Here is a 22,733-nt window from a genome sequence, read left to right as displayed (position 1 = left end):
ACTGATCTACCACTACCGCGAGCAGGCTCGCTCCCACAGGGCACTGCGTTAGAAGTAATACGGGAATTTCAGGCTAAAGGTGAAGTCCGGTGCATCGTCGGTCAGACCGATGGACAGGTTGGGGACGATGGTCAGGTTGTCGCTGGCGGCTACGGTCATGCCGATGTTGAAGTAGCCGGCATTGGCGTCGCTGGAAACCACCGATTCCCAATCCCCGCCGTCCTGTTTGAGCTTGCTTTTCTTTTGTATGAGGTCGGAAACCGAGAACGACATACTCATCTTCTCGTTCAGCGCGAAGGCAATGCCCGCGCCGATCTGGAAGCTGTCGCCGATCCGCACCTTGCCCGGAATCCTCTGGTTGACGGTGGAGCTTATGTCGTCGAAGGACTCTTCGAAGTTATGGGTGTAGGAAAGGCTACCGAACAGCACAGCCGGATCGAAGGTCTTGACCAGCGAGATCCCGGGTGTGATCGACCATACGCCGTTGCCGGTGGGCAGCTCTTCAGGCACGAACAGGTTGGTGTTGGCCTGGGACTGGCGCAGCTTGATGCCGAACGGCTCTTCGCCGGTTGGCGCCTTGACGCGCAGAGTGAGCACCGCGTCCGGGCTGTTGATCGATTCGTCCATGAATTTGTAGGCGATGCCGAAGTTGACGTCACCGATGGTGGGATCGCGGGTAACGGTTTCTTCGCTGGTCACCCCAGCTGCCCCTTGGTTGGCACCGCCGGACTGATAGGTGGATTCGCGGTAGACCACCGGTACGTTGAGGTCGAACTGCCAGCGATTGTCGAAGTTGTAACGGCCAGTGAGGTCCAGGGTCCAGGTGTCGGCCTTGATCCTGTCCAGGTTGATGTTGCCCAGGAAAATCGAGTCCAGGGCCAGGAAGCCGTTCAGAATCAATTGTCGTGTGTCGTAGCGCGAATAAGTCACGCCGGTTTCGAAGCTGAACTTACCACCGCCAAAAAAGCCGCTGGCCTCGTCATAGAGGTTGGAGACACTCTGGGCGGGCTGTGAATCATCGGCCAGGGACTGCCCGTAACCGCTGCCGCCAGCCGCAGTCTGGTTGCCTTTCATGTCGGCTGGGGATTTGGCCAGGCGCTTGGGCGCGGGAGCAGCGGGTTGATCTTCGACCTGGCGGACTCGCTGCTCGAGTACCGCCAGGGCTCTTTGCTGGACCTCGTATCGTTGTCTGAGCTCGAGAAGCTCCTGCTTCAGTGCTTGAATGTCGGCGTCAGGTGCTGCTTGCAGCAGGGGCGCCGGTAAAAGGGTGCTTACGCACATCACAGCGCGCAACGATACGGATCGATACATGAAATATGCCGTCCCTATTTGCCCAGTGGTCGCAAGGCAGCGTAGTTCAATATCCGAGATTGCGCAGTCCGCGCAGCTGGGTCAGGTTGCAGTCCAAAGCTCCGGCGCTGAGGCCGTTGTTGTTCAACACCACGTTGAGTTGCGTCATGTTGTTGACCAGGTTGCTGTTACCCAGCAAGCGAGTGTTTTGCAGCAAGCCGCCCTGGGCGACTTGTTGCAGAGAACTACCCTGGTTGTGGTTGGCCTGGATCGCCATCTGCACGCCGCTGCCGGTGGCGGTAACCGCGACACTGCCGGCGGCGTTGCTGCCGCTGATGGTTTGGCCTTTGCTCAGCAGCTGGCCTTGAGCAGGCACCAGTGCGGGTGCCTGGTTGCTTTCCCTGACGTTGATGCTGACGTTGTTGTAGGCGGAATTGCCATCGCCCGCGGCGCGCACGCTCTGGGTCACGCCCTGGCCACCGGCCAGGCCCGCGCCACCGACAATGTTGCCGCTGCCCTGTTGCGGGGCCTGGCCATTGCCGGTCTGCTTGATCGTTGAGACATAGAACTGGGGTTTGACGGTGGCCGCCTGGATTTGCATGGAACTGCTCGCACCAATCAGGTCGCCACTGGCGTTGCGCCAGGTGCTGCTCATGACGATGCCGAAGCTGATGACCCGACCGGGCATGACATAGCGTCCACGCAGTTCGGCAAGCTCCTGATCCTTGACTTCGATGGGTTTGAATCCGGCGTGGGCATGGCCCGACACAGCCGCGGCAAGGCTGGCAAACGCCAGCCAGCGTGAAGTTTTCATGTGCTGCTCCCGGAGCTTCCTGCTCCTTTTGTACTTATGGTTGGCGATTGGTCGGCGATTAGAAAAAGTCGCTCTGTATGAAACCAAAATCCATCAGCTCTGCATCTTTGACCGGGTTGAACCCGTCCAGTTTGTTACGCGCCGTTAGCGGTTGCGGAGGGGTGCGCAGTGCGTTGGTCTTGTCGTAACCCGGGCCGACGATGGCAAACACGATGCCGTTCCAGCCTTTGACGAAATCGTCATGGGCGTAGCGCTTGTGCCCCAGTACGGGGTCGGCGATATAAACCCATTGCTGGTCGGCTCGCTGCAATACCACGAAGTGCTTGTAGCCACGGATGTCCATCAGGACCACCACCGGAATTGTCACTGCCTCGAGCTTTTCCGGCGGTATCCGGTAGCCCCTGGCGCGCATGCCGATGCTTTCCACGTAGCGCTTCATATCGAGCATGGAAAATCCCTGGGTGCGGACCAGGTCATGGTCGGCTTTGACCAGCATGCCCTTGATGACGTGCTCTTCATCCACGTCAAGCCAATAGGCCTGGCGCAGTACCGTGGCCAGCGCGGCGGCGCCGCAACTGAAATCGGTTTTCTGTTCGACGATGTCACTGAACTTGCGCTCGCGCACACTCTGTACTGGCTTGTAGACCAGCATGCCGCCGGGCAGGGCGGCGACCGGCATCTGCGCAGCTTCAGCCACGCCGGCCAGACAAAGGAGCAGAGAAAGGGCTGCCGCTCGCATGATCGATACGCCTTATGCACACCTGGGAAAGAAGCCCCGTTTCCGGGGCTTCGTTTCGATCGCGCTTACATGCAAGCCCTGCAACCGGCCGAAATGGACAGCGAGTTGCTTTGCTGGTTGCCCACGCCCGCCGACACGTTGGCGCCGCCGTTACCGGAGAAGCCGTTCATGGAGTTGGTCATGGTCGCGTTGTTGATGACAGGGTTTTTCCAGCCATCGCGGGTCAGCACTTGTTGAGTGTTGCTGCCGGCCAGTTCGAAAGTGCCCACGGCGGAGAACTTGAACTTGTCGTCATCGTGACCGCCGCCGTAGCCGCCTCTGTTGCCCCAGCCGCCATGGTCGTCGTCTTCGACGGTGCCGGTGCCTTTGGCCTTGAATGTGCCGGAAGCAGCATAGGTGCTGGTGAGGGTGTCGGTCTTGTAGGTCCGTACGCCCTTGTTGTCGACCACAAGGCCGGTGGAAGACTGATCAGCCGAGGCTGCGGCCTCTGCGACACGTCCGCCCGATACAGCGATGGCCAGGTTGTTTTTCTGTTGGTTGAAGTTGCCGGCGGTCACGTTGATGCCGATGTTGCCGGAGCCATTGTTGCCCGCATTGGTGAGCGAGGCGTTGTTTCGGGTCGAGTTGTTTTTGACGTAGTTATTGTTATTGACCTGCATGGCGCTGGAGGTCGCAACCGCCGAGCCGAAGATGAAGGCTTCGTCTGCAGTGGCGATGGCCGCGGCGTTGTCCTGCTGGTTGCCATCGCCGGCGGCGATGTTGGCGCCCATATTGCCGTTGCTGCCATTGAGCGAGTCAGCGGCTTCAGCCGTGTTGCGGGTGGCCTGGTTGGTCACCACGTTGCCGTCGCTGTTCTGCTCATCCATCACGGTCGCGCTAGCCCCGGCGGTGATCGAAAGCAGTTGTTCAAACGACGGACCTTGCGGACCGTGATTGCCATGCCCGTTGCCACGTCCGTTTCCATCAGCCTGTGCAGCCATTGCCATGACAGCGGCGAGAGCGAAAACCAATGGTTTAAGTGCCATTGTTGGTTTCATGGTGTTTCTCCTTGCGTGTCGTTGGTTAAGTGTCAGTACTTTCTTATGCCCACGGTTTTCGGGTCAGTCAGCGACCCGGATGCTCAGGGTGTTAGCCATGCGGTTCCCCACCCCGGCACTCTGGTTCACCTGGATAACCCCTCGGCTGCCGGTGAAGGCCTGGTCGCTGGTGACGACCTGGCGACTGCCGGTTGGGGTGCCAGTTGCTCCTGAGTTTGGTAACAACGCCACGTTCTGCTGAGAAAGGGCGCTATCGTCGATGCTCTGCGGCCGGGCACTGATACCCACCCGCATGACATTGGCCATCTGGTTGTTGGCACCGGCGGACTGGTTCACGCCCAGCACTCCGTTGCCGTTGCTGAATGAACTGCCGCCGATGCGGGCTGTTGCGTTCACCGATGGGTTGGCTGCTGTATCCAGCCGTTGACGCACGACAGTGGTGGCCTGGGCGTGAGTGCCGATGGCGATGGCCCGGGTGTTGGTCTGCTGGGTCTGATCGCCAGCGGCCTGGTTGACGTTGAAGTTGCCGGTATAGCGGCTGCCGGAATCCTGCAGATTGGCAGTGCTGATCACCGCCGCGCCCGGATCGGCGAACGCGGTGGACGAGCCGAGCAGGGCAAGCAGAAATAGGGTTGGCTTCATGTCACTGACCTCCGGCCAGCCGGCCCAGCGGGGCCAGCCCTGAACTCAGCGAGCGGTTGATCGTGCCGGAGATGGCACCACCGTTGCCGCCACCGTGACCGGCGCGCATGCCCGGCAAGCCGTTGGGGTTGGTCACGATGTTCAGACCTTGTACGCCGGTGTTGTTCGGGTTCACGGCGTTGCGGATCGACGAGCCGCTGGCGACGCTGGCGAATTCGCCGTCGCTCAGCTCAATGCTGGCGGTCGCTTGATTGACTCGATCAGATGGGTTGGCGTTGACGGTGCTCGGGTAGGGGTCTTTGCCACCGTTGCGACCGATATGAACGGGCTGTACGTCACGGGTGAGCACAATGACGCCGTTGCCCTCGGCCTGCACAGGGAGGCTGAACGTCGCGCCAGCGGCGCAGCCGATCAACAGCATGCAGGTCAAGCTTCTATTGAAAGTCCCCACGGCATCGATTCCTTCTTCGGTGGGCTGGCCTTGGTCCAGCGTTGCGAAGGAGGAAGAGCAGGTGTTGTGCCGGTTATAAAAAATCTATCAAATTCAATTGGTTGGTATATTTCAGAGGAATTTCGCCCAGCACCTGTTTCATCCGTGAGACAGGCCGATAGAAGGCTAATGGCCGGGCGCTATCGCTTGGCTCTGGTTCAAGGCTTCGCAAGCAGGTGTTTCAAGAACCTGACAAAGGCACTGGAAAAACCATCGAAGTGCTCTGGAGCCGGGTTTGCCAAGACTGGGGTGTTTCAAGAGTGGTACAAACAGAGGGGTAAATCAGGCTTGGAGCAGTCGAGTCACGGTTGCAAACACCCGTTCCCGACGTTGCGCCCAATCGCCTTCAATAACCTGGAAGGGTTGCTGATGCCGAACCAGCCATTGCTCGATAGCCTCGAAAAACCTCATTCGGTCTTCCAGTTCGGGTTGGCAGCGCAGGCCGTCGCCCGTCCATTCGACCTGTTGCGGGCTCAGCAGCAGGTGCAAGTCGTAATGGCGTGCCAGCAAGGCCGGCTCCAGCCAGCTTGGGCAGTCGCCGAACAGGGTTTGGCTCCAGAGGATGTTGCTCAACAGGTGGGTGTCGAGGATCAACAACGGTGGTTTACCGGCGCGGGCCGCGTCTTCCCAGGCCAACTGTCCTGCGGCGATATCGGTGATGTCCGACAGGCGGGTCTCACGCGGATTCTGCTCCATGAAGTGGCGAACGTATTCGTCCACCCGCAAGCCGCCGAAGTGCTCCTGCAACTGCGCCGCCAGCCAGCTCTTGCCGCTGGACTCCGGGCCGGTGAGCACCATCACCTTCATGTGCGCAGGACCGGGTCGGCGCGCCATTCGCGCCAGCCTTGTACGGCCAACAGCGTGAACAAAGCGTAGAGCGCAGCGGTCAGGTACAGGTCCTTGTAGATGAACAAGCCCACGAAGATGATGTCCAGGGCGATCCACAACGGCCAGCATTGCACGCGTTTTTGCGCCATCCACCACTGCGCCACGAGACTGAAACCGGTGAGTGCAGCGTCGAGCCAGGGCTGGGCGGCGTCGGTCCAGTGCGCCATGGCAGCACCCAGCATCAGGCTGCCTGCCGCGCCGACCGCCAGGCCACGCAATACTGAAGGCGCGCCCAGACGGGTGATTTGTCGCCCCTCATGATGCTGCCCCGCACGAGTCCATTGGTACCAGCCATAGAGTTGCAGTACGGCGTAGACACACTGCAGCAACATGTCCGAGTACAGCTTCACTTCGAAGAAGATCCAGCTATAGAGCAGCACCATGACCAGGCCGATCGGCCAGCACCAGGGGTTCTGCTTGACGGTCAACCAGACAGCAATCACGCCGAGGGCTGCGGCAAACAGTTCAAGCCCGGACATGGCGATTCCTTGGGTAGTAGGAGAAGGCGGCGATTGTAAACGCTGGCGCCCGTTTTTCTATGCCTGGTAAACCTTCTTGAGCAGGCGCAGCAATTCTTCGCGCTCGGCACCGTCAAGCGTTGAGGTGGAGTCCAGGTCGCTCTGTGCGGCGATTTGCTTGAGTTCCTTGAGCAGGGTTTCGCCGGTTTTGCTCAGGAATATCCCGTAGGAGCGTTTGTCGGGCTTGCATCGCACCCGCACGGCCAGTGCCCGGCTTTCCAGCTTGTTCAACAGGGGCACGACTTGCGGCGGTTCGATCGACAGGGCCTTGGCCAGATCGGTCTGCATCAGGCCGGGGTTCTGGTCGATGATCGCCAGGGCCGAAAATTGGGCGGGCCGCAGATCGTGGATGGCGAGTCGACCGATCAGGTTCTGGAACAGTTTCAACTGGGCGCGACGCAGGGCGTAACCGATCAGATCATCCAGCGCGGAGTCCAGCGGGGCCTGTGCGTCGGTACCGCTGGCCTGGGGCTCGGCGGGTTCGGCAAGCTTGGAAGACTTGGCCATCGGAGGGAGCATCCTCAAGGTGAGTGATTAACAAGGCTATCCATTTTGCCGAGGTTGAAGCGCGATGGCTATGGTGGATATCGAAATCGTGATTTGTCGCTTTGTCCTGTCCGTTGGGAAAAATACAGATAAATGGATTAATAGTTAATTGACATAACTAGTTTTCGAGTTTAATTTTTGCTCATCTTCAGCCAAGAACAAGAGAGCACGCCCGCCATGAGCAATTACGAAGGTCGCTGGAAAACGGTCAAGGTCGATATCGAGGAAGGCATTGCCTGGGTCACCCTCAATCGTCCGGAAAAACGCAACGCCATGAGTCCGACGCTCAATCGCGAGATGATCGACGTGCTGGAAACCCTGGAGCAGGACCCGGCCGCCGGTGTACTGGTGCTGACCGGGGCCGGTGATGCCTGGACGGCCGGCATGGACCTCAAGGAGTATTTCCGCGAAGTGGATGCCGGGCCTGAAATCCTGCAAGAAAAAATCCGTCGCGAAGCCTCCCAGTGGCAATGGAAACTGCTCCGCATGTACGCCAAGCCGACCATTGCGATGGTCAATGGCTGGTGCTTCGGTGGCGGCTTCAGCCCGCTGGTGGCGTGTGACCTGGCGATCTGCGCTGACGAGGCGACCTTCGGCCTTTCGGAAATCAACTGGGGCATCCCGCCCGGTAATCTGGTCAGCAAGGCCATGGCTGATACCGTGGGCCATCGCCAGTCGCTGTACTACATCATGACCGGCAAGACCTTTGGCGGGCAGAAAGCCGCCGAGATGGGACTGGTCAACGAAAGCGTGCCCCTGGCGCAACTGCGCGAAGTCACCGTTGAGCTGGCGCGTAACCTGCTGGAGAAAAACCCGGTGGTGTTGCGAGCAGCCAAGCACGGGTTCAAACGCTGCCGCGAACTGACGTGGGAGCAGAATGAGGATTACCTGTATGCCAAGCTCGATCAGTCGCGCCTGCTCGACACCGAGGGTGGTCGCGAGCAGGGGATGAAGCAGTTCCTCGACGACAAGAGCATCAAGCCGGGGTTGCAGACCTACAAGCGCTGAGACGACGGCGCGGCGGGTGTCTATCCTGCGCCCGCAGGCTGTTGTTCAAAAGCCCTTGGCGCTACTGTGAATGTGTTCCCTATAAAGACAATAAAGAGGAATCACCATGCTGGACGTGCCCCTGTTGATCGGCGGCCAGTCGTGCCCCGCCCGTGACGGTCGGACTTTCGAGCGTTGCAATCCGGTAACCGGTGAAGTGGTCTCCCGTGTGGCGGCTGCCACGCTGGAGGATGCCGACGCCGCCGTGGCCGCCGCGCAAGCTGCGTTTCCCGTCTGGGCAGCGCTGGCGCCCAATGAGCGACGCACGCGTCTGCTGCGTGCCGCCGAGCAATTGCAGGCGCGCACTGGCGAGTTCATCGCCGCTGCCGGCGAGACGGGCGCCATGGCCAACTGGTACGGTTTCAACGTGCATCTGGCGGCGAATATGCTGCGCGAAGCCGCGTCCATGACCACCCAGATCAACGGCGAAATCATTCCTTCGGATGTGCCCGGCAGTTTTGCCATGGCCCTGCGTCAGCCTTGCGGCGTGGTGCTGGGTATCGCGCCGTGGAATGCCCCGGTGATTCTCGCCACCCGCGCCATCGCCATGCCGCTGGCCTGCGGCAACACCGTGGTGCTCAAGGCTTCTGAAATCAGCCCGGCGGTGCACCGCTTGATTGGCCAGGTATTGCAGGACGCCGGACTGGGCGATGGCGTGGTCAATGTCATCTGCAATGCCCCGGCAGATGCGCCGGCCATTGTCGCGCGGCTGATCGCCAACCCGGCGGTACGCCGGGTCAATTTCACCGGCTCGACCCATGTCGGGCGCATCGTTGGCGAACTATCGGCGCGCCACCTCAAGCCGGCATTACTGGAACTGGGCGGCAAGGCGCCGTTGCTGGTGCTGGATGACGCTGACTTGGATGCAGCGGTAGAAGCCGCCGCCTTCGGGGCGTACTTCAATCAGGGGCAGATTTGCATGTCCACCGAGCGGCTGATCGTCGATGCCAGCGTGGCCGATGCCTTTGTTTCCCGGCTGAGCGCCAAGATCGCCACCTTGCGTGCCGGTGATCCTGCGGCCGGTGATTCGGTATTGGGTTCGCTGGTAGACGTCAGTGCCGGCCAGCGTATCAAGGGGTTGATCGACGATGCCTTGGCCAAAGGCGCGACGCTGGTGGCGGGAGGGCAACTGGACGGCAGCATTCTGCAGCCGACCTTGCTCGACGGCGTCACTCCAGACATGCGCCTGTACCGCGAAGAGTCTTTCGGTCCGGTGGCCGTGTTGCTGCGTGGTGAAGGCGACGAAGCCTTGTTGCGCCTGGCCAACGACTCCGAGTTCGGCCTTTCGGCAGCCATTTTCAGCCGCGATACCACTCGGGCGTTGGCTTTGGCCCAACGGGTCGAGTCGGGCATCTGCCATATCAATGGTCCGACCGTGCACGATGAGGCGCAGATGCCCTTCGGTGGAGTCAAGTCCAGCGGTTACGGCAGTTTTGGCGGCAAGGCGTCCATCGAGCATTTCACCCAGTTGCGCTGGGTGACGATGCAGAACGGCGCCCGGCATTACCCGATCTGATATCCGTCGCATTGCGGGCGGCGGCGCGTGGACATCGCCGGCCCGATGCAGGCCAGACATAACAATAACAAGGCCGCAGCCAGATGCTGCCACGCTCCGCTCGCTTCGCGCGGGTTCGGCGTGCCTTGATGGAGGAAATGTACGTGAGTGTTGAGTTCAGATCGTCCTCCCGAGCCGGCCCCGGGCGCTATCGCCAGGTGTCGATTGGTCATCCAGCCGTTGAAGTCAGAGAAGAGCAGGGCATCCTGCACATGCGCTCCCTGGAGCCGTTGGCTGCGTTGCCGACGCGCTTGCTTGATCGCCTGGTGCATTGGGCCGAGGTGCGCCCGCAACAGACCTTTATTGCAGCCCGCCAGGCGGGCGGGGACTGGCGTCGAGTCAGCTATGCCCAGATGCTCGACAGCGTGCGGGCCATCGCTCAAGGTTTGTTGAGCTATGGCCTGTCAGCCGAAAAGCCCCTGGCGCTGCTATCGGGTAATGACATCGAGCACCTGCAAATGGCCCTTGGCGCGATGTACGCTGGGATTCCCTATTGCCCGGTGTCGCCGGCCTATTCGTTGCTGTCCCAGGATTTCGCCAAGCTGCGGCACGTTTGCGATCTGTTGCAGCCGGGGCTGGTGTTTGTCAGCGAGGCCGCGCCGTTTGAGCGGGCGATCAATGCGGTGTTGCCGGCGGACATTCCCTTGATCACGGTACGTGGGGAAATGGCCGCAAGGTCCAGGGCAAGCTTCGCCAGCCTGCTGGCGCAACCCGGTGGTATTGAGGCCGAGCGGGCCTTTGCCGCCACCGGACCGGACAGCATTGCCAAGTTTCTCTTCACCTCGGGCTCCACCAAGCTGCCCAAGGCTGTGATCACTACCCAACGCATGCTTTGCGCCAATCAGCAAATGCTGTTGCAGACCTTTCCGGTGTTCGGTGAAGCGCCGCCGGTATTGGTGGATTGGTTGCCGTGGAACCACACATTCGGTGGCAGTCACAACGTCGGCATCGTGTTGTACAACGGCGGCACGTTTTACCTGGACGACGGCAAGCCCACCGCCCAGGGCTTCGCCGAAACTTTGCGCAACCTCAAGGAGATTTCTCCCACTGCGTACCTGACCGTGCCCAAAGGTTGGGAAGAGTTGGTCAGTGCCCTGGAGCAGGACGGCGAGTTGCGCGAGCGGTTCTTCGAGCGCATCAGTCTGTTCTTTTTTGCGGCAGCGGGTCTGTCCCAAAGTACTTGGGACCGGCTCGACAAGGTCGCCGAACGGCATTGCGGCGAACGCATTCGCATGATGGCCGGGCTGGGCATGACGGAGGCGTCGCCGTCCTGCACTTTTACCACCGGGCCGTTGTCCATGGCCGGTTACATCGGCTTGCCGGCACCCGGCTGCGAGGTGCGGCTGGTGCCGGTGGACGGCAAGTTCGAAGGGCGCTTCCGCGGACCGCACATCATGCCCGGCTACTGGCGCTCGCCGCAGCAGACCGCTGAGGTATTCGACGAAGACGGTTTTTACTGTTCGGGCGATGCGATCAAGTTGGCCGATCCCCATGACCCGCAATTGGGCCTGATGTTTGACGGACGGATAGCCGAGGACTTCAAGCTGTCCTCTGGGGTGTTTGTCAGTGTCGGGCCGCTGCGTAACCGGGCGGTGCTGGAGGGGACCCCGTATGTCCAGGACCTGGTGGTGACCGCGCCGGATCGCGAGTGCCTGGGCGCGCTGGTGTTCCCACGGCTGGCTGAATGCCGACGCTTGTCAGGCCTGTCCCCGAGCGCCAGCGATGCCGAGGTCTTGGCCAGCCCACCGGTACGCCAGTGGTTTGCCGATTGGCTGCAACGTCTTAACCGCGAGGCGAGCGGCAACGCCAGCCGCGTAGAGTGGATTGCCTTGCTCGATGAGCCGCCCTCCATCGATCGTGGTGAAATCACCGACAAGGGCTCGATCAACCAACGGGCGGTGTTGCAATGGCGCGCGGCGAAAGTCGAGGCGCTGTATTGCGGCGAAGATCTGTCGATCCTGCGGGCGAACTAGTCGGTCCAGACCCAAAATCCGTGACAGCAAGGCTTGCCATCAATGTTGTCTGGTCTGCCGCCATCGCGAGCAGGCTCGCTCCCACAAGGATCTATGGCGGACCCATTGTGGGGGCGAGCCTGCTCGCGATGGCGGTCTGCCTGCCCCGCTGATTTTCCTGCGCTCGATTGCTCTTGCGTTCGCTCCATACCCCCGCCGTGACACACCGTCCCAAGCCTTCTACTATGGCGACTCTGTTTTCTCTGGAAGAACCTGGATGAGTAAGCCCGGCCAAACGGTGCTGGTCGCATTGCGCAGGATGATCGCCTCAGGCGAGCTGGCGGGCGGTGAGCGCTTGATGGAAATTCCCACGGCTGAGTTGTTCGGTGTTTCGCGAATGCCAGTGCGCATGGCGTTTCGTACCCTGGAGCAGGAAGGGCTGCTGGTGCGCTTCGGTGGTCGCGGATTCCAGGTGCGCTCGGTCAGTGCCGAGGAAATCGCCGGGGCCGTGGAGGTGCGTGGTGTGCTCGAAGGCCTGGCCGCGCGGCAAACGGCCGAGCGTGGCTTATCCGAAGAGGGGCGAGCGGCACTTGAACAATGCCTGGTGCAGGGCGACGAACTGTTTGCCAAGGGCTATGTGACCGAGGATGACCTTGAGGTCTATCACGACTTGAACATGCGCTTTCATCAGGTGATCGTCGAGGGCAGCCATAACCCGGCGATTGCCGATGCCCTGGCTCGCAACGATCACCTGCCATTTGCCTCAGTCACCGCCCTGGCGGTGGATCGTCAGAACATGGCCGGCGAATTTCGCCGCTTCAACTACGCCCACATGCAGCACCACTCGGTGTTCGATGCGCTGATCCATCGCCAGGGAGCCCGCGCCGAGGCAATCATGCGCGAACATGCCAATGCGACTTTGCGTTATGCCGAGGTGTTCGGCTCGACGTTGGCTGATGAGCGGATGAAGGTGATTGTTCGCTCGCAGTGAGCGCGCATACGGCTGGGGGAGCTAAGCTTGCTTGCGATAGCCGTCTGTCAGCCGATAGCAATGCTGACTGAGTCGCCGCCATCGCGAGCAAGCTTTGCTCCCACAAAGCTCTTCCCTCAGGGTATTGGGTCAGATATCCAACACCAAAAGTGGCGTCTTCGAGCGGGAGCAGCACGGCGTGAACTGGTCGTTGCAAGCCTGTTCGGCCTCGGTCAAAAACATGTCCCGGTGCTCCGGCACACCTTCCAGCACACGCGTCAGGCAGGTGCCGCACACGCCCTGTTCGCAGGAGATCGGAATCTCGATACCATGGCTTTCCAGCACCTGGACCACGCTTCGGTCGGCGGGTACTTCGAAGACCTGGCCGCTGCTGGCGACTTTCACCGAGAAGCTGCCGTCCGCGCGGGTGTCGGTGGGCGCAGCGGCAAAGTACTCGCGGTGCACACAGCTTTCCCGCCAGCCCTGAACCTTGGCGGTGTCGAGGACATGCTGCATGAAGCCACCGGGACCGCACACATAGAGGTGCAGATCCTCACTGGGGGCGGCCAGGACCCTGGCAGCGTCCAGCATGGTTGCAGGCTCTTCATCGAAGTGCAGAAACACCCGGTCGGCATAAGGCGATTGGCGCAAGCGTTCGATAAAGGCTGCACGCTCCCTGGACCTGGCACAGTAATGCAGTTCGAACGCCGCACCGCTCTGGGCCAGGTGTTCGGCCATGCACAGGATCGGCGTAATACCGATACCGCCGGCAAACAGCAGGCTACGTCGAGCCTCGGGGGCGAGGGGGAACAGGTTGCGCGGTTCGCTGATCAGCAAGCGCGCGCCTGGCAGAATCTGTTCATGCAAATTGCGCGAACCGCCTCGGGATGCGGCATCCTTGAGCACCCCGATGAGGTAGCGATGCCGTTCCTCGGGATGATTGCACAGCGAATACTGACGAATCATGCCGTTGGGCAGGTGTACGTCGATATGGGCACCGGCGGTGAACGCCGGTAAAGGCTGGCCGTCGACACTCGTCAGCTCGTAGCTGCAAATGTCCTGGGCTTCGTTGTGTCGCGCCGTGACCTGGACTTCAATCATGCTCGCTGCTCTCCCTGATGGGTGCTGGCAATCAATCCCGCTTGTGGCTCGCGCTCACGGGCAATCCAACGATCCAGCACTCGACGCGACTGCACGCCGCCAGCATCGATATTGAGCTTGAGCAGGCTGCGTTGCGGGTGATCCAGCAGGTTGCGCTGCTGGCGTTCGAGCATTTCCAGGTCTTCGCTGAAAATCTTGCCCTGGCCTTCGCGAATGCTGGCGGTCAGTGCTTCGTCCTGGGGCTGGAAATGCCGGGCCATGCCCCAGAAGTACCAGATGGATGTCTCGGTTTCCGGGGTGATGAAGTCCACCACGATGCTGGACGCCTTGAACTGCGGCGCGGCGTGATACCCGCCGTTGCCGGCATGGGCCACGCCGACTTCGATCAGGACGTGGCTGGGCGGGGTGAAACGGCAGATCTGCCAGCGGTCCACCGGCACGTCGTCGGCCAGGTTGTTGCCGCGCAAGGCCATGCGCCAGAAGGGCGGGGCCATGATGTTTTCCATGTGCCGGGCGGTGACCACTTCGTCACCTTCGACCGTGGTCACCGGCGGCGCCTCGTCGATTTCCTTCTGGCCGATGCTCGAGGCGTGCACGTAGGTTTCGTGGGTCAGGTCCATCAGGTTGTCGATCATCAGGCGGTAATCGCACTGGATATGGAACAGGCCGCCGCCGTAAGCCCACTCGTCACTTTCGGCCCATTCAAGATGATGGATCAGCGTCGGGTCAGCCAAGGCCTGGTCACCGGGCCAGACCCAGATAAACCCATGACGTTCCTGCACCGCAAACGTCTTGTTGCAAGGGAACCCACGCACCCGTTGCCCGGGCATTTCGACGGTCTTGCCGTCGCACCCCATCACCAGCCCGTGATAGCCGCACACCAGGTTACCGTTTTCGACATAACCCAAAGAGAGCGGGGCGCCGCGATGGGGGCAGAAGTCCTCGACAGCCGCGACCTTGCCTTCATGCCCACGGTAGAAAACCATCTTCTCGCCGCAGATCTGGCGGCCCAGAGGTTTGTCAGCGATTTCATCGGGGGTGCAGGCAACGTACCAGGTGTTCTTGGGATACATGACGGATCTCCGGGCGGATGTTGTTGTGCTTATGGATCCATTAACTCTCTTAACTAATTCGGTTGTCAATATTTTTGGTGTCCTGGTAGACGGTTGGCAGTCTTTAATGGATCCATTTGCTTCGTTTCGGCGAAAACAAAACTGCACAAATCTTCCAGACACCCTCGCCGCCAGCGGTTAACCTGCTCGTGCTGATACACAAAACGAGACTGCCCATGACAACGCGCAACTGGATCGATCTCAAGCAGGACGCCACGTCCGGCATCGAGACCGTGCGCGCGCATTTCGAGGGGCATGCCTACGATCCCCATTGGCACGACGCCTATCTGGTGGGCGTGACCGAACAGGGCGTGCAGCAGTTCCATTGTCGCCGCCAGCAGCACAACAGCACGCCGGGCAAGGTGTTTCTGCTCGAGCCTGGGGAGTTGCATGACGGCAACGCGCCCCACGCCAGCGGTTTCACCTATCGCACGTTGTACCTCGAGCCACAGTGGCTGGAGCGCGAACTGCGGTCGTTGTTCGACGTGGCTCCGGATAATGCACAGCTGGGATTCGCCGCCACCCTGGCCGACGATGCGCGGCTGGCGAGCGCCACGGCCATGGCGTTCCAGAGTTTGCATCAGCAGGAGATGCGCATCGTGCGCCAGACGGCCCTCGACACCTTGCTGGCCAACCTGACCCAGCACCTGCACTGGCGTGCGCGGATCAATCCCGATCCACGCCTGCCATTGGTGGCGCAGCAGGCCCGTGATTATCTGCACAGTCATCTGAGTGAAGACATCGGGCTGGATGACCTGGCACGGGTCACCGGGGTGGACCGTTTTCGCCTGACCCGGGCGTTCAAGGCCGCGTTCGGTCTCGCCCCCCATGCCTATCTGATCCAGTTACGCCTGGCCCGGGCCCGGCGCTTGCTGGCCCGTGGCGAAAGCGCGGTGGCGGTGGCGGCGATACTCGGTTTTGCCGACCAGAGTCATTTGGGTCGCTGGTTCCAGCGCGCCTATCGCCTGAGCCCGGCGGACTACCGCAAGCGTTGCTCAAACGTTCCAGACTGAGCGCGGTTGGGTGGGGATGATCAGGCTACGATCATTCACCGAGATGTTGCTCCATGGACCAGTTGCTGCCGTTCGCCTTGTTCGCCTTTGTTGCCTCCATCACCCCGGGCCCGACCAATATCCTGGTGCTGAGCCACAGCTCGCGCTTTGGCCTGGCGACCACCTTGCCAATCATCCTCGGCGCCTGCGCCGCCGCAGCCTTGTTGGTGTTGTTGGTGGGCACCGGATTGGGCGATGTGCTGGCCCGTCATGCAACGCTCCAGACTTTGCTGTCATGGGCCGGAATTGCCTGGTTGAGCTGGATGGCCTGGCAAATATTCAGCACGCCAGTCCAGGCCATCGACCCTGAACGACCCATTGAGGGTCTGCGTCTTGGCTTGGCGGGGGCGGCCGGTTTGCAGTTGGTCAATCCCAAGACCTGGATGATGGCATTGGCGGTGGTCAGCGTCTTCGCCGGCACCGAGGCCGACCGCACCGTGCGGGTGCTCTGGCTGTCCCTGGCGTTCTTCGCGATTTCGATCCCATGCATGACCGCCTGGGCGTATCTGGGCCTCGGCGCCGCCAGATTCTGCCGATCCACCGTGGCCATGGGGCGGTTCAATCGGATCATGGCGGTGTTGTTGCTGATGTCGGCGTGGTTGACGTTGGTGGTGTGATCCTGATCAGGCGCAAGCATTTGATGCAGACCTGTCAGCGACTGGCCATGGAACCTGCAACCCCTTGCAACGGTTGGGCGGTTTAAAAACAAGCTCATTTTGGAGAGGATCGCCCACGCCCCGGCTTAGCGTATTTCAAAATTTCAGATGCTTAATCGACCCCAAGGAAGGAGGTCCATCATGTCCACTGTCGATTCCCATATCGATTTCATCCAGGCCAGGCTACCGGCCTGGTTGAAACAAGCTTCGCGCCACCGCCAAGAGCGTTTCAAGGTCCTTGCCCAGCAATTGCAGCGCGACAGCGATGCGCTGAACGCACTGCTTATCGACCTGCCAGCGCCGGAACCCTTCACACTCGATTTGCTACAGGCTCAGCCACCCATGCAGGCCTGGCGCCCGATCAATGGCCGCGGCAGTGTTTGCGACGCAGTCCGGCGGGCAAGGGTCAGGCGCGAGCACTTCGGCCCCTCTCTGTCGGTGGTGGAGGCCGCCATGCGCAACTTTCCTCCTGCTGATGCGGCCACCGGCAGTTCTTTCGATAAAACCGGCGAGCTTTTCATCAAGGGCAAGCCTGGAGAGTTTTACCGTTGGGGCGCGCCGTCAGACACCACGGCATTGCCCACGACCCCTGCCAGTTTTGCCCGAGTCTGTCGGCAGGTGGATGTGGGCGGTGCCTACCAGCGTCTGCTCAAGCAACGCCTGCCGCCTATCGGCGACGAGGTTCCTGTCGTGGCTGACGCCTATATGGCCTACGCGCGCAGTCTGCTCGCCTATGACGCGTACGAGGCGAAGCTGGATGGACGCCTGGACGACACCGGCGAGCGATTGTTGGCCTATGTCGGGGTGCGGCTCGAAGATCGTCCGGTGGCTTCCCTGGCGTGTGAGGTCAAGGGCCTGGAGGTGCTGTCTGCGCCGTTGTTCGGCGCACGGGTGTATTGGGGGCTGAAAGGGGACGCAAAAGGCGTTCGCCCGGTCGTCTTGCACCTGCCCTATGACGTAGTGGCCCCGATCAGGCAATTTCCCAGCCTGCAGGCCATGGCCGCAAAGCTGACCGAACTGGTGCGCAAACGCAGTTACCGCCAGAGCCTGATGCGTTACCTGCCGGTACGCTTGCAGGCCCGCTTAGGTGAGGCCCTGCATGACCAAGTGGAGTGGGAGATAAAAGACAACCTCAACCTTTTCCAGGAAATCCACGCGCGTATTGTGGGTTGGCGTGAAGGCGAGCTTGGCGAGGAGGGTAATCCCCGGCGCATTCGCGTGCCTGTTCCCCACGTCCCCTGGACCCTTAGCGATGTTCGCGAGGATCACTGGAATGATCGCTATCACGAATGGCGCACCCACACCCTGAGCAATGCCTCGGCGCTGATGATCTCGACCCGGGACCAGGACTGGCAGGCATTGCTGGCACGCCTGGAGTATTGGGAAGGCCTTGCCGAGCGTTCATTGATGCTGGCTGTCAGCTTCATTCCGTTCTGCGCTCCCATGGGGATGGCTGCGGCGGCGGTGGGCGGGGTGCGCCTGGTGTATGAGTTCTTTGAAGGTATCCAGGCGCTCAACGAAGGCCACGCGCAAGAAGGCATCAATCACATCTTCAACGTGCTGTTCGGGGTCGCCCAAGGTGCCTATCTGGGTTTCATCGGCGGGGCTGTTGAACCCATGCCCTTGCATGACGGCACGACGCGGCTGTGGAATGGCGATGTCACGCCCTTCCAGGCGCGACGCTTGCCGCCTGTGGAGGCCGAGCAGGACGCCTGGGGTGTCTGGCGTACGCCAGACGAGGCATGGGTGCGGATCGATGGTCGTTATTTCGAGGTGCAAGGCACCGGCGAGGCCCTGGGGCTGCGCCTGCCTGCCGGTCACCGAGGCGTGACCCCGCCTCTGGAGTGGAGCCGCGCGCGCGGCTGGCAATGGGCACACCGCAATCCCTTGCAGCGAAGCAATCTGGAGTTGCTGCGCAACTTTGTCGAGACGCCCGCCGAGCTGGACGACGCTATGCTCCTGGCCGTACAGCAGCAGGTCGGTATCAGCGAGGCGCATCTGCGCTACCTGCAAGTAGGCGGGCAGCCAATGCCGGCCATATTCGCCGATGCCCTCGCTGAGGCACGCAACTGGCAATGGGTGCAGCAGACCGTTGGACGCTTGCGCGCGGGTGAAGCACCCGGGAGCGCGCACATTCAGGTCACCCAAACCCTTGTGGATTTGCCCGGTTGGCCTGCGGACATGACGCTGCGCTTGCACGATGGCGAGCAGGTTCACTCCGTGGGCGACAGGGCCACCATGCGTTTTCTCGATCTGGACAAAGCGGACCTGGAGCATCATGCCTGGGCGGAGCGTATCCTGGCCGGTCTTCGCGCGGACGAACAGCGCGTGCTGCTGGGGCAGAGTTCTATCGGCCTGCGCCCGGTGGAAAGCAGTCGGTTGTTGGCCGGCCGCTGGGCCGATTATCTTGAGCGCAATGTTACGCAGGTGACTGCTGGCATGGCCTCGTCCACCCGGCTCGATCCGTTGGCCGCTCCGATAGTTCGGGCTTTTTCCGGGCTGCCTGAATCCATCGCCAACGAGCTTGCCCGGCAGTCTCAGGGCCAGGACCGGGTGCGGCTGCAAGCAGGCCGGGTGACGGGACGCCTGGGTAAACAATGCGTAGAAGCCCTGACTGAGCTGCGCCTGACTCGAGCCTTGCGCGATCTTGAGCGGGGTGAAAGCAGCGCGGACCGGGATCGCATTGTCATGGGCCTACTTGGCAATGCGCCGCAACTGCAAGGCCGGTTGCACCTGCGGCTGTTGTCGGACAAGTTGTTGGCTCCGCTCGAGGTGGGAGAGAACGGCCCCTTGAAAGTCATCCGCCAGGACGGCGGGAAATACCATCCCTTCGACGAAAGGGGAAATGAGCTGGCTGGGGATTCGAGCCTCGAAGAGGCGCTGCTCAGAGCGATGCCGGATGAGGCCCGCAACGCGCTCGGCTTGAACATCTGGGCGTCGACCACCCTTCGCAAGGTGCTGATGGAGCAAGCCCTTGGCGATCGCCAGAGGCTGCGTACGTACCTGTCGCTCAAACGCACGGGCAACGACGCAGCTGCCCTGCAATGGCAGAACGGACGCCTGGGTTATCCGCTCAGTGGGCGCGGGAAACTTCCTTTGCAGGGCTGGCGCCACCGTGTGGAAGGGCGTCTTGAACGCCTGTTTCCCTACTATGCCGGGGAATCGCTGGCCAGGCTTCAGCGTAGCCTGGCCGATCAGGCCAGGCGCGAAGGCATCAGCCTGGACACCCTGGTGACCCGGTTGAGCAACGATTGGGCAACGCTGGACGAAGGCCTGCGTCAGTGGGAGGTCCATGAGGGGGTTCATCACCCCGTCGAGAGCGAATATACCCGTGCAGATACCATCGCCATGCGCAGGGAGGTGGCGCAGGAGATCCGTCGCGCCTGGCGCCGTGAGCCGGATCCGCGCAGGGAGGATAGCGAGCTGACTCTACGTCTGTCGGGGTTGAACATCGGCCGGCTTCCTCCCATCAGCGCACGTTTCGAGCATATTGAAGAGCTGACGTTGGCTCATCTGGGGCTGAGCGAAGACCCTTCGAATTTCCTGAGGTTGTTTCCCAATATCGATACGCTGCGCCTGCATGGCAATGAGCTCACCGCCGTGCCGGTAGCGGCGGGTGAGTTTCGCTCTCTGGAGGAGCTGTCATTGGGCAGAAATCCGCTCAATATGAATGCGGACACCTTTGCCCCCTTGATCGGCGCCGACCGTGCTACTGGTTTGCGAGAGCTGCAGCTGTCCGAGGTGAGCAGTGGCTCGGACCCCGTGGCCAGTGCCAATATGGTCGCGGCCATCGGCCGCCTGGCTGAGTTGCCGTCCCTGCGTGAACTGGTCTGGTCCGACAACTTGCATTTCACCCCCCAGGAGCTGGAGGCCATCACCGCTTTACCAGGATTGCAAGCGCTGGACCTGGTTCGTTGTGGCCTTCGCCTGGATGAACAGGGCAGTGCATTCTTGCGTGCCGCCACGGCCCTGGAGGACCTGCGCTTGAGCGGTAACAACTGTCGGGAATTACCCGATCTGCCGGAGCTTGCGCACCTCAAGGAGCTGGAACTGGCCAACGCGGGGCTCGATCGGGTACCGGCATTGGCCCTGGCGCTGTTGGCCAGGCCTTCATCCGATCCGATCTTCCTCGACCTCAAGGGCAATCGCATCAGCAACATCCAGGATGATCTGATTCCTGCCCTTGGCAACATGCCGAAGACGAACACCCTTGGGCTCTGGCTCGAAGATAATCCACTGCCCAGCGCCCAGATCCGCGCCCTTCGCGCATTGGACCCCGAGGCCTTTCGCTACACCGTCGATGACTGGCTCCGTGACTTCCCCGACCTCAAGAGTGCATTGGAAGTGGCTCGCGACGATGCCGGAGGGCGCCGCTTCATCGATTGGTTCTGCGGCGCCATCCGTGACGCAGACGCCGATCAACCAGGCGGCCTGGCCCTGGGAGATCGTCAGAGGGCTGCCGGTATCCTGCAGTACTACACTGGCTACCCCGACCTTTATACCGAGCTGTCGGGCCGTATCGCAGATTTCGACCAGCAATTGGCCCAACTGCGTACCCGCTTGCAAGCACGGGTTCTGGACAGGCAAACACCAGACGTTGCCGAGCTGGAGCTGCATTTCCTCATGTTCGGTTCGGTTCAGCGTGCTCGCCTCGAACCCCAGGGCATACACTTTGCGAGGTTTCTGACCAACCATTATGACTATTGGGGCCAGGTGTTAAGCGGCCGATATCCCGAGCTTGTGCAACGCCGGGCCGCGATGACCCGTGAGGGTTTCATCAACTGGCTCAGTGACGCACAGGACACATTCAACAGCAATGATCAAACGCCCCGCGTAGGGGAACTGGCCTGGCGCCCGTATCTGGGGTTGATGTCTCGCGATTGGCTCGACGGCCTGGCCATCTGGGACACGGTGGAGGAAAACCTGGTGGATGCCTTCAGCGAGCCGGTGGATCCCTCCCATTGGCCGCAGGTATTGCTGGATAACCTGGCGCAACCGGACGCCGACCTGCCCAGCGCCCTGGAGTCAATCACCCAGCCCACCGGGACGATGTGGTATCGGGTGAGGCTCGAGGCCGTAGCAGATGTGAACTGGGCCGCAGGCGAGCCGGTGACGCTCACCGAAGACCAATTGCGGCGCACCATGGCGATCTACCGTTCGGTCAAGAGCCGGGAAGTCGAGGCCATGGTGCATCGGATAACCACTGGCCTGGTCACCCCTTGGTGGTCGCTGCGACCGCAATAACCTGTGCCGGCACACCTGCCGCGAAGCTGTGGCGAGGGCGTAAATCTCCTCGCCACAGCGCCCTTGCAAAGGGGCGCATCAGGCATCGTTACACGGCGCAGCCATCGTCGCGGGTGAACACCAATGCCTTCAAGCCGCACTCCATATCCGCGTCGGGAAACTCCGGGGGATTGGCCAGGCGTTCCACGAACTTCAGGCCAGGCGCTTCGCGGGTGACGCCGTCGATGAGGAAGTCCGGGCCGGTGGCGGGGTCGTTGCTGCAGGCCAGGACCGTGCCAGTGGCGCACAACAGTTCCGGCAAGCGCCGCAGGACTCGCTGATAGTCCTTGGTCAGCAGGAAGCTGCCTTTCTGAAAGGTGGGGGGATCGATGATGACCAGGTCATAAGGGCCGCTGTTGATCACCTTGCCCCATGACTTGAACAAGTCGTGGCCAAGAAAACTCACCTGGCTCAGGTCATGGCCGTTCAGGCGATGGTTGTCGCGGCCACGACTCAAGGCCGCGCGCGACATGTCCAGGTTGACCACATGCTGTGCACCGCCGGCGATGGCTGCCACGGAAAAACCGCAGGTGTAGGCGAACAGATTCAACACTCGCTTGCCGCTGGCGTTGGCGCGAACCCAGTCGCGGCCGTAGCGCATGTCGAGGAAAAGACCGTTGTTCTGCTTCTTGCCCAGGTCGATCCGATAGCGCAAGCCGCCTTCGACCAAGGTCCATTCGTCCAGAGCCTCACCCACCAGCCACTGGGTAAGGCTGTCGGGAAGGTAACGGTGTTGCACGGCCAGCGTATGGGCCTTGCTCTGTTGCCAGGCCGGGGTAACGGTGAGGGCGAGCAGCGTGGACATCAGATTGTCCAACTGCGTCGGCTCAGGCTGCTTGAACAACGAAACCAGCATCACCCCTTGCAGCCAGTCGACGGTGATCTGCTCCAACCCCGGCCAGCAGCGACCGCGGCCATGGAACAGGCGCCGGGTTTCTTCCGGCACCGAGGTCAGGGCCGTCAGTAAATGGGTCTGCAGGGTTTGAAGGGCTTCAGGGTTCATCGGACAAGGCCAGCAATGCGAAAGGCCGGCATTTTAAC

General features: G+C 61.4%; 19 protein-coding genes. 7 read left to right on the top strand and 12 right to left on the bottom strand.

From position 1 onward, the window contains the following. Positions 1 to 48 precede the first annotated feature (48 nt). The 9 genes from T3A99_RS05305 to T3A99_RS05265 all read right to left on the bottom strand — a co-directional run bounded on the left by T3A99_RS05305 (position 49) and on the right by T3A99_RS05265 (position 6,925). Positions 49 to 1,311, bottom strand: a complete 1,263-nt coding sequence (locus T3A99_RS05305) for a transporter (protein WP_076384969.1) — start codon at positions 1,309 to 1,311, stop codon at positions 49 to 51. Positions 1,312 to 1,357: 46 nt separating this feature from the next. Then, positions 1,358 to 2,104: a hypothetical protein gene (locus tag T3A99_RS05300; protein WP_076384967.1), complete on the bottom strand. Its 747-nt coding sequence runs from the start codon at positions 2,102 to 2,104 to the stop codon at positions 1,358 to 1,360. Positions 2,105 to 2,162: 58 nt separating this feature from the next. Further along, positions 2,163 to 2,843 carry a C39 family peptidase gene (locus tag T3A99_RS05295; RefSeq protein ID WP_092397940.1) on the bottom strand — a complete coding sequence of 227 codons (681 nt, stop codon included), beginning with the start codon at positions 2,841 to 2,843 and terminating at the stop codon, positions 2,163 to 2,165. 65 nt (positions 2,844 to 2,908) lie between these two features. Beyond that, entirely contained in the window at positions 2,909 to 3,880 is a 972-nt protein-coding gene (locus T3A99_RS05290) for a hypothetical protein (RefSeq protein WP_047226539.1), read from the bottom strand. A 63-nt stretch (positions 3,881 to 3,943) separates the two neighbouring features. Then, on the bottom strand, positions 3,944 to 4,522 hold the full coding sequence (locus tag T3A99_RS05285; protein ID WP_173406996.1) for an adhesin: 579 nt from the start codon (positions 4,520 to 4,522) through the stop codon (positions 3,944 to 3,946). Between the two features lies 1 nt (position 4,523). Further along, positions 4,524 to 4,973 carry a hypothetical protein gene (locus T3A99_RS05280; RefSeq protein WP_047226537.1) on the bottom strand — a complete coding sequence of 150 codons (450 nt, stop codon included), beginning with the start codon at positions 4,971 to 4,973 and terminating at the stop codon, positions 4,524 to 4,526. A 321-nt stretch (positions 4,974 to 5,294) separates the two neighbouring features. After that, positions 5,295 to 5,819 (bottom strand): AAA family ATPase, encoded by a 525-nt coding sequence (locus tag T3A99_RS05275; protein ID WP_047226536.1) that lies wholly within the window; start codon positions 5,817 to 5,819, stop codon positions 5,295 to 5,297. After that, entirely contained in the window at positions 5,816 to 6,379 is a 564-nt protein-coding gene (gene pnuC, locus T3A99_RS05270; protein ID WP_047226535.1) for a nicotinamide riboside transporter PnuC, read from the bottom strand. The genes T3A99_RS05275 and pnuC overlap by 4 nt, the downstream gene beginning before the upstream one ends. 57 nt (positions 6,380 to 6,436) lie before the next feature. After that, positions 6,437 to 6,925, bottom strand: a complete 489-nt coding sequence (locus tag T3A99_RS05265; protein WP_047226534.1) for a MarR family winged helix-turn-helix transcriptional regulator — start codon at positions 6,923 to 6,925, stop codon at positions 6,437 to 6,439. Positions 6,926 to 7,141: 216 nt separating this feature from the next. Between T3A99_RS05265 and T3A99_RS05260 the strand changes: the two genes are divergently transcribed. The 4 genes from T3A99_RS05260 to T3A99_RS05245 all read left to right on the top strand — a co-directional run bounded on the left by T3A99_RS05260 (position 7,142) and on the right by T3A99_RS05245 (position 12,509). Beyond that, complete coding sequence (locus T3A99_RS05260) at positions 7,142 to 7,972, top strand: p-hydroxycinnamoyl CoA hydratase/lyase (RefSeq protein ID WP_003202420.1); 831 nt, start codon at positions 7,142 to 7,144, stop codon at positions 7,970 to 7,972. A 106-nt stretch (positions 7,973 to 8,078) separates the two neighbouring features. Further along, positions 8,079 to 9,527: an aldehyde dehydrogenase gene (locus T3A99_RS05255; RefSeq protein ID WP_047226533.1), complete on the top strand. Its 1,449-nt coding sequence runs from the start codon at positions 8,079 to 8,081 to the stop codon at positions 9,525 to 9,527. A 143-nt stretch (positions 9,528 to 9,670) separates the two neighbouring features. Continuing rightward, positions 9,671 to 11,539: a feruloyl-CoA synthase gene (locus T3A99_RS05250; RefSeq protein WP_274090404.1), complete on the top strand. Its 1,869-nt coding sequence runs from the start codon at positions 9,671 to 9,673 to the stop codon at positions 11,537 to 11,539. Positions 11,540 to 11,795: 256 nt separating this feature from the next. Beyond that, a complete protein-coding gene (locus T3A99_RS05245; RefSeq protein WP_047226532.1) occupies positions 11,796 to 12,509 on the top strand; it encodes a GntR family transcriptional regulator in 714 nt (237 codons plus the stop codon). 129 nt (positions 12,510 to 12,638) lie between these two features. Here T3A99_RS05245 and T3A99_RS05240 read toward each other — a convergent pair whose 3' ends face one another. Together T3A99_RS05240 and T3A99_RS05235 are read right to left on the bottom strand one after the other, a co-directional pair. Next, positions 12,639 to 13,589: a PDR/VanB family oxidoreductase gene (locus T3A99_RS05240; RefSeq protein WP_076384957.1), complete on the bottom strand. Its 951-nt coding sequence runs from the start codon at positions 13,587 to 13,589 to the stop codon at positions 12,639 to 12,641. Next, positions 13,586 to 14,662: an aromatic ring-hydroxylating oxygenase subunit alpha gene (locus T3A99_RS05235; RefSeq protein WP_047226530.1), complete on the bottom strand. Its 1,077-nt coding sequence runs from the start codon at positions 14,660 to 14,662 to the stop codon at positions 13,586 to 13,588. The genes T3A99_RS05240 and T3A99_RS05235 overlap by 4 nt, the downstream gene beginning before the upstream one ends. A gap of 215 nt (positions 14,663 to 14,877) precedes the next feature. Between T3A99_RS05235 and T3A99_RS05230 the strand changes: the two genes are divergently transcribed. The 3 genes from T3A99_RS05230 to T3A99_RS05220 all read left to right on the top strand — a co-directional run bounded on the left by T3A99_RS05230 (position 14,878) and on the right by T3A99_RS05220 (position 21,653). Beyond that, entirely contained in the window at positions 14,878 to 15,714 is an 837-nt protein-coding gene (locus T3A99_RS05230; protein WP_047226529.1) for an AraC family transcriptional regulator, read from the top strand. 53 nt (positions 15,715 to 15,767) lie between these two features. Beyond that, positions 15,768 to 16,370: a LysE family translocator gene (locus T3A99_RS05225; RefSeq protein ID WP_076384952.1), complete on the top strand. Its 603-nt coding sequence runs from the start codon at positions 15,768 to 15,770 to the stop codon at positions 16,368 to 16,370. Between the two features lie 180 nt (positions 16,371 to 16,550). After that, positions 16,551 to 21,653, top strand: coding sequence for a dermonecrotic toxin domain-containing protein (locus T3A99_RS05220; RefSeq protein ID WP_281459258.1), 5,103 nt, complete (start codon positions 16,551 to 16,553; stop codon positions 21,651 to 21,653). Between the two features lie 88 nt (positions 21,654 to 21,741). Here the strand turns inward: T3A99_RS05220 and T3A99_RS05215 are convergent, their stop codons facing one another. Further along, entirely contained in the window at positions 21,742 to 22,695 is a 954-nt protein-coding gene (locus tag T3A99_RS05215) for a class I SAM-dependent methyltransferase (protein WP_076384948.1), read from the bottom strand. Positions 22,696 to 22,733: the final 38 nt, after the last annotated feature.

This window comes from Pseudomonas sp. N-137, assembly GCF_034555295.1.
Lineage (GTDB): Bacteria > Pseudomonadota > Gammaproteobacteria > Pseudomonadales > Pseudomonadaceae > Aquipseudomonas > Aquipseudomonas rhizophila.
Note: the sequence above shows the minus strand (reverse complement) of the source record. Positions and strands in the feature narration are given on the sequence as shown.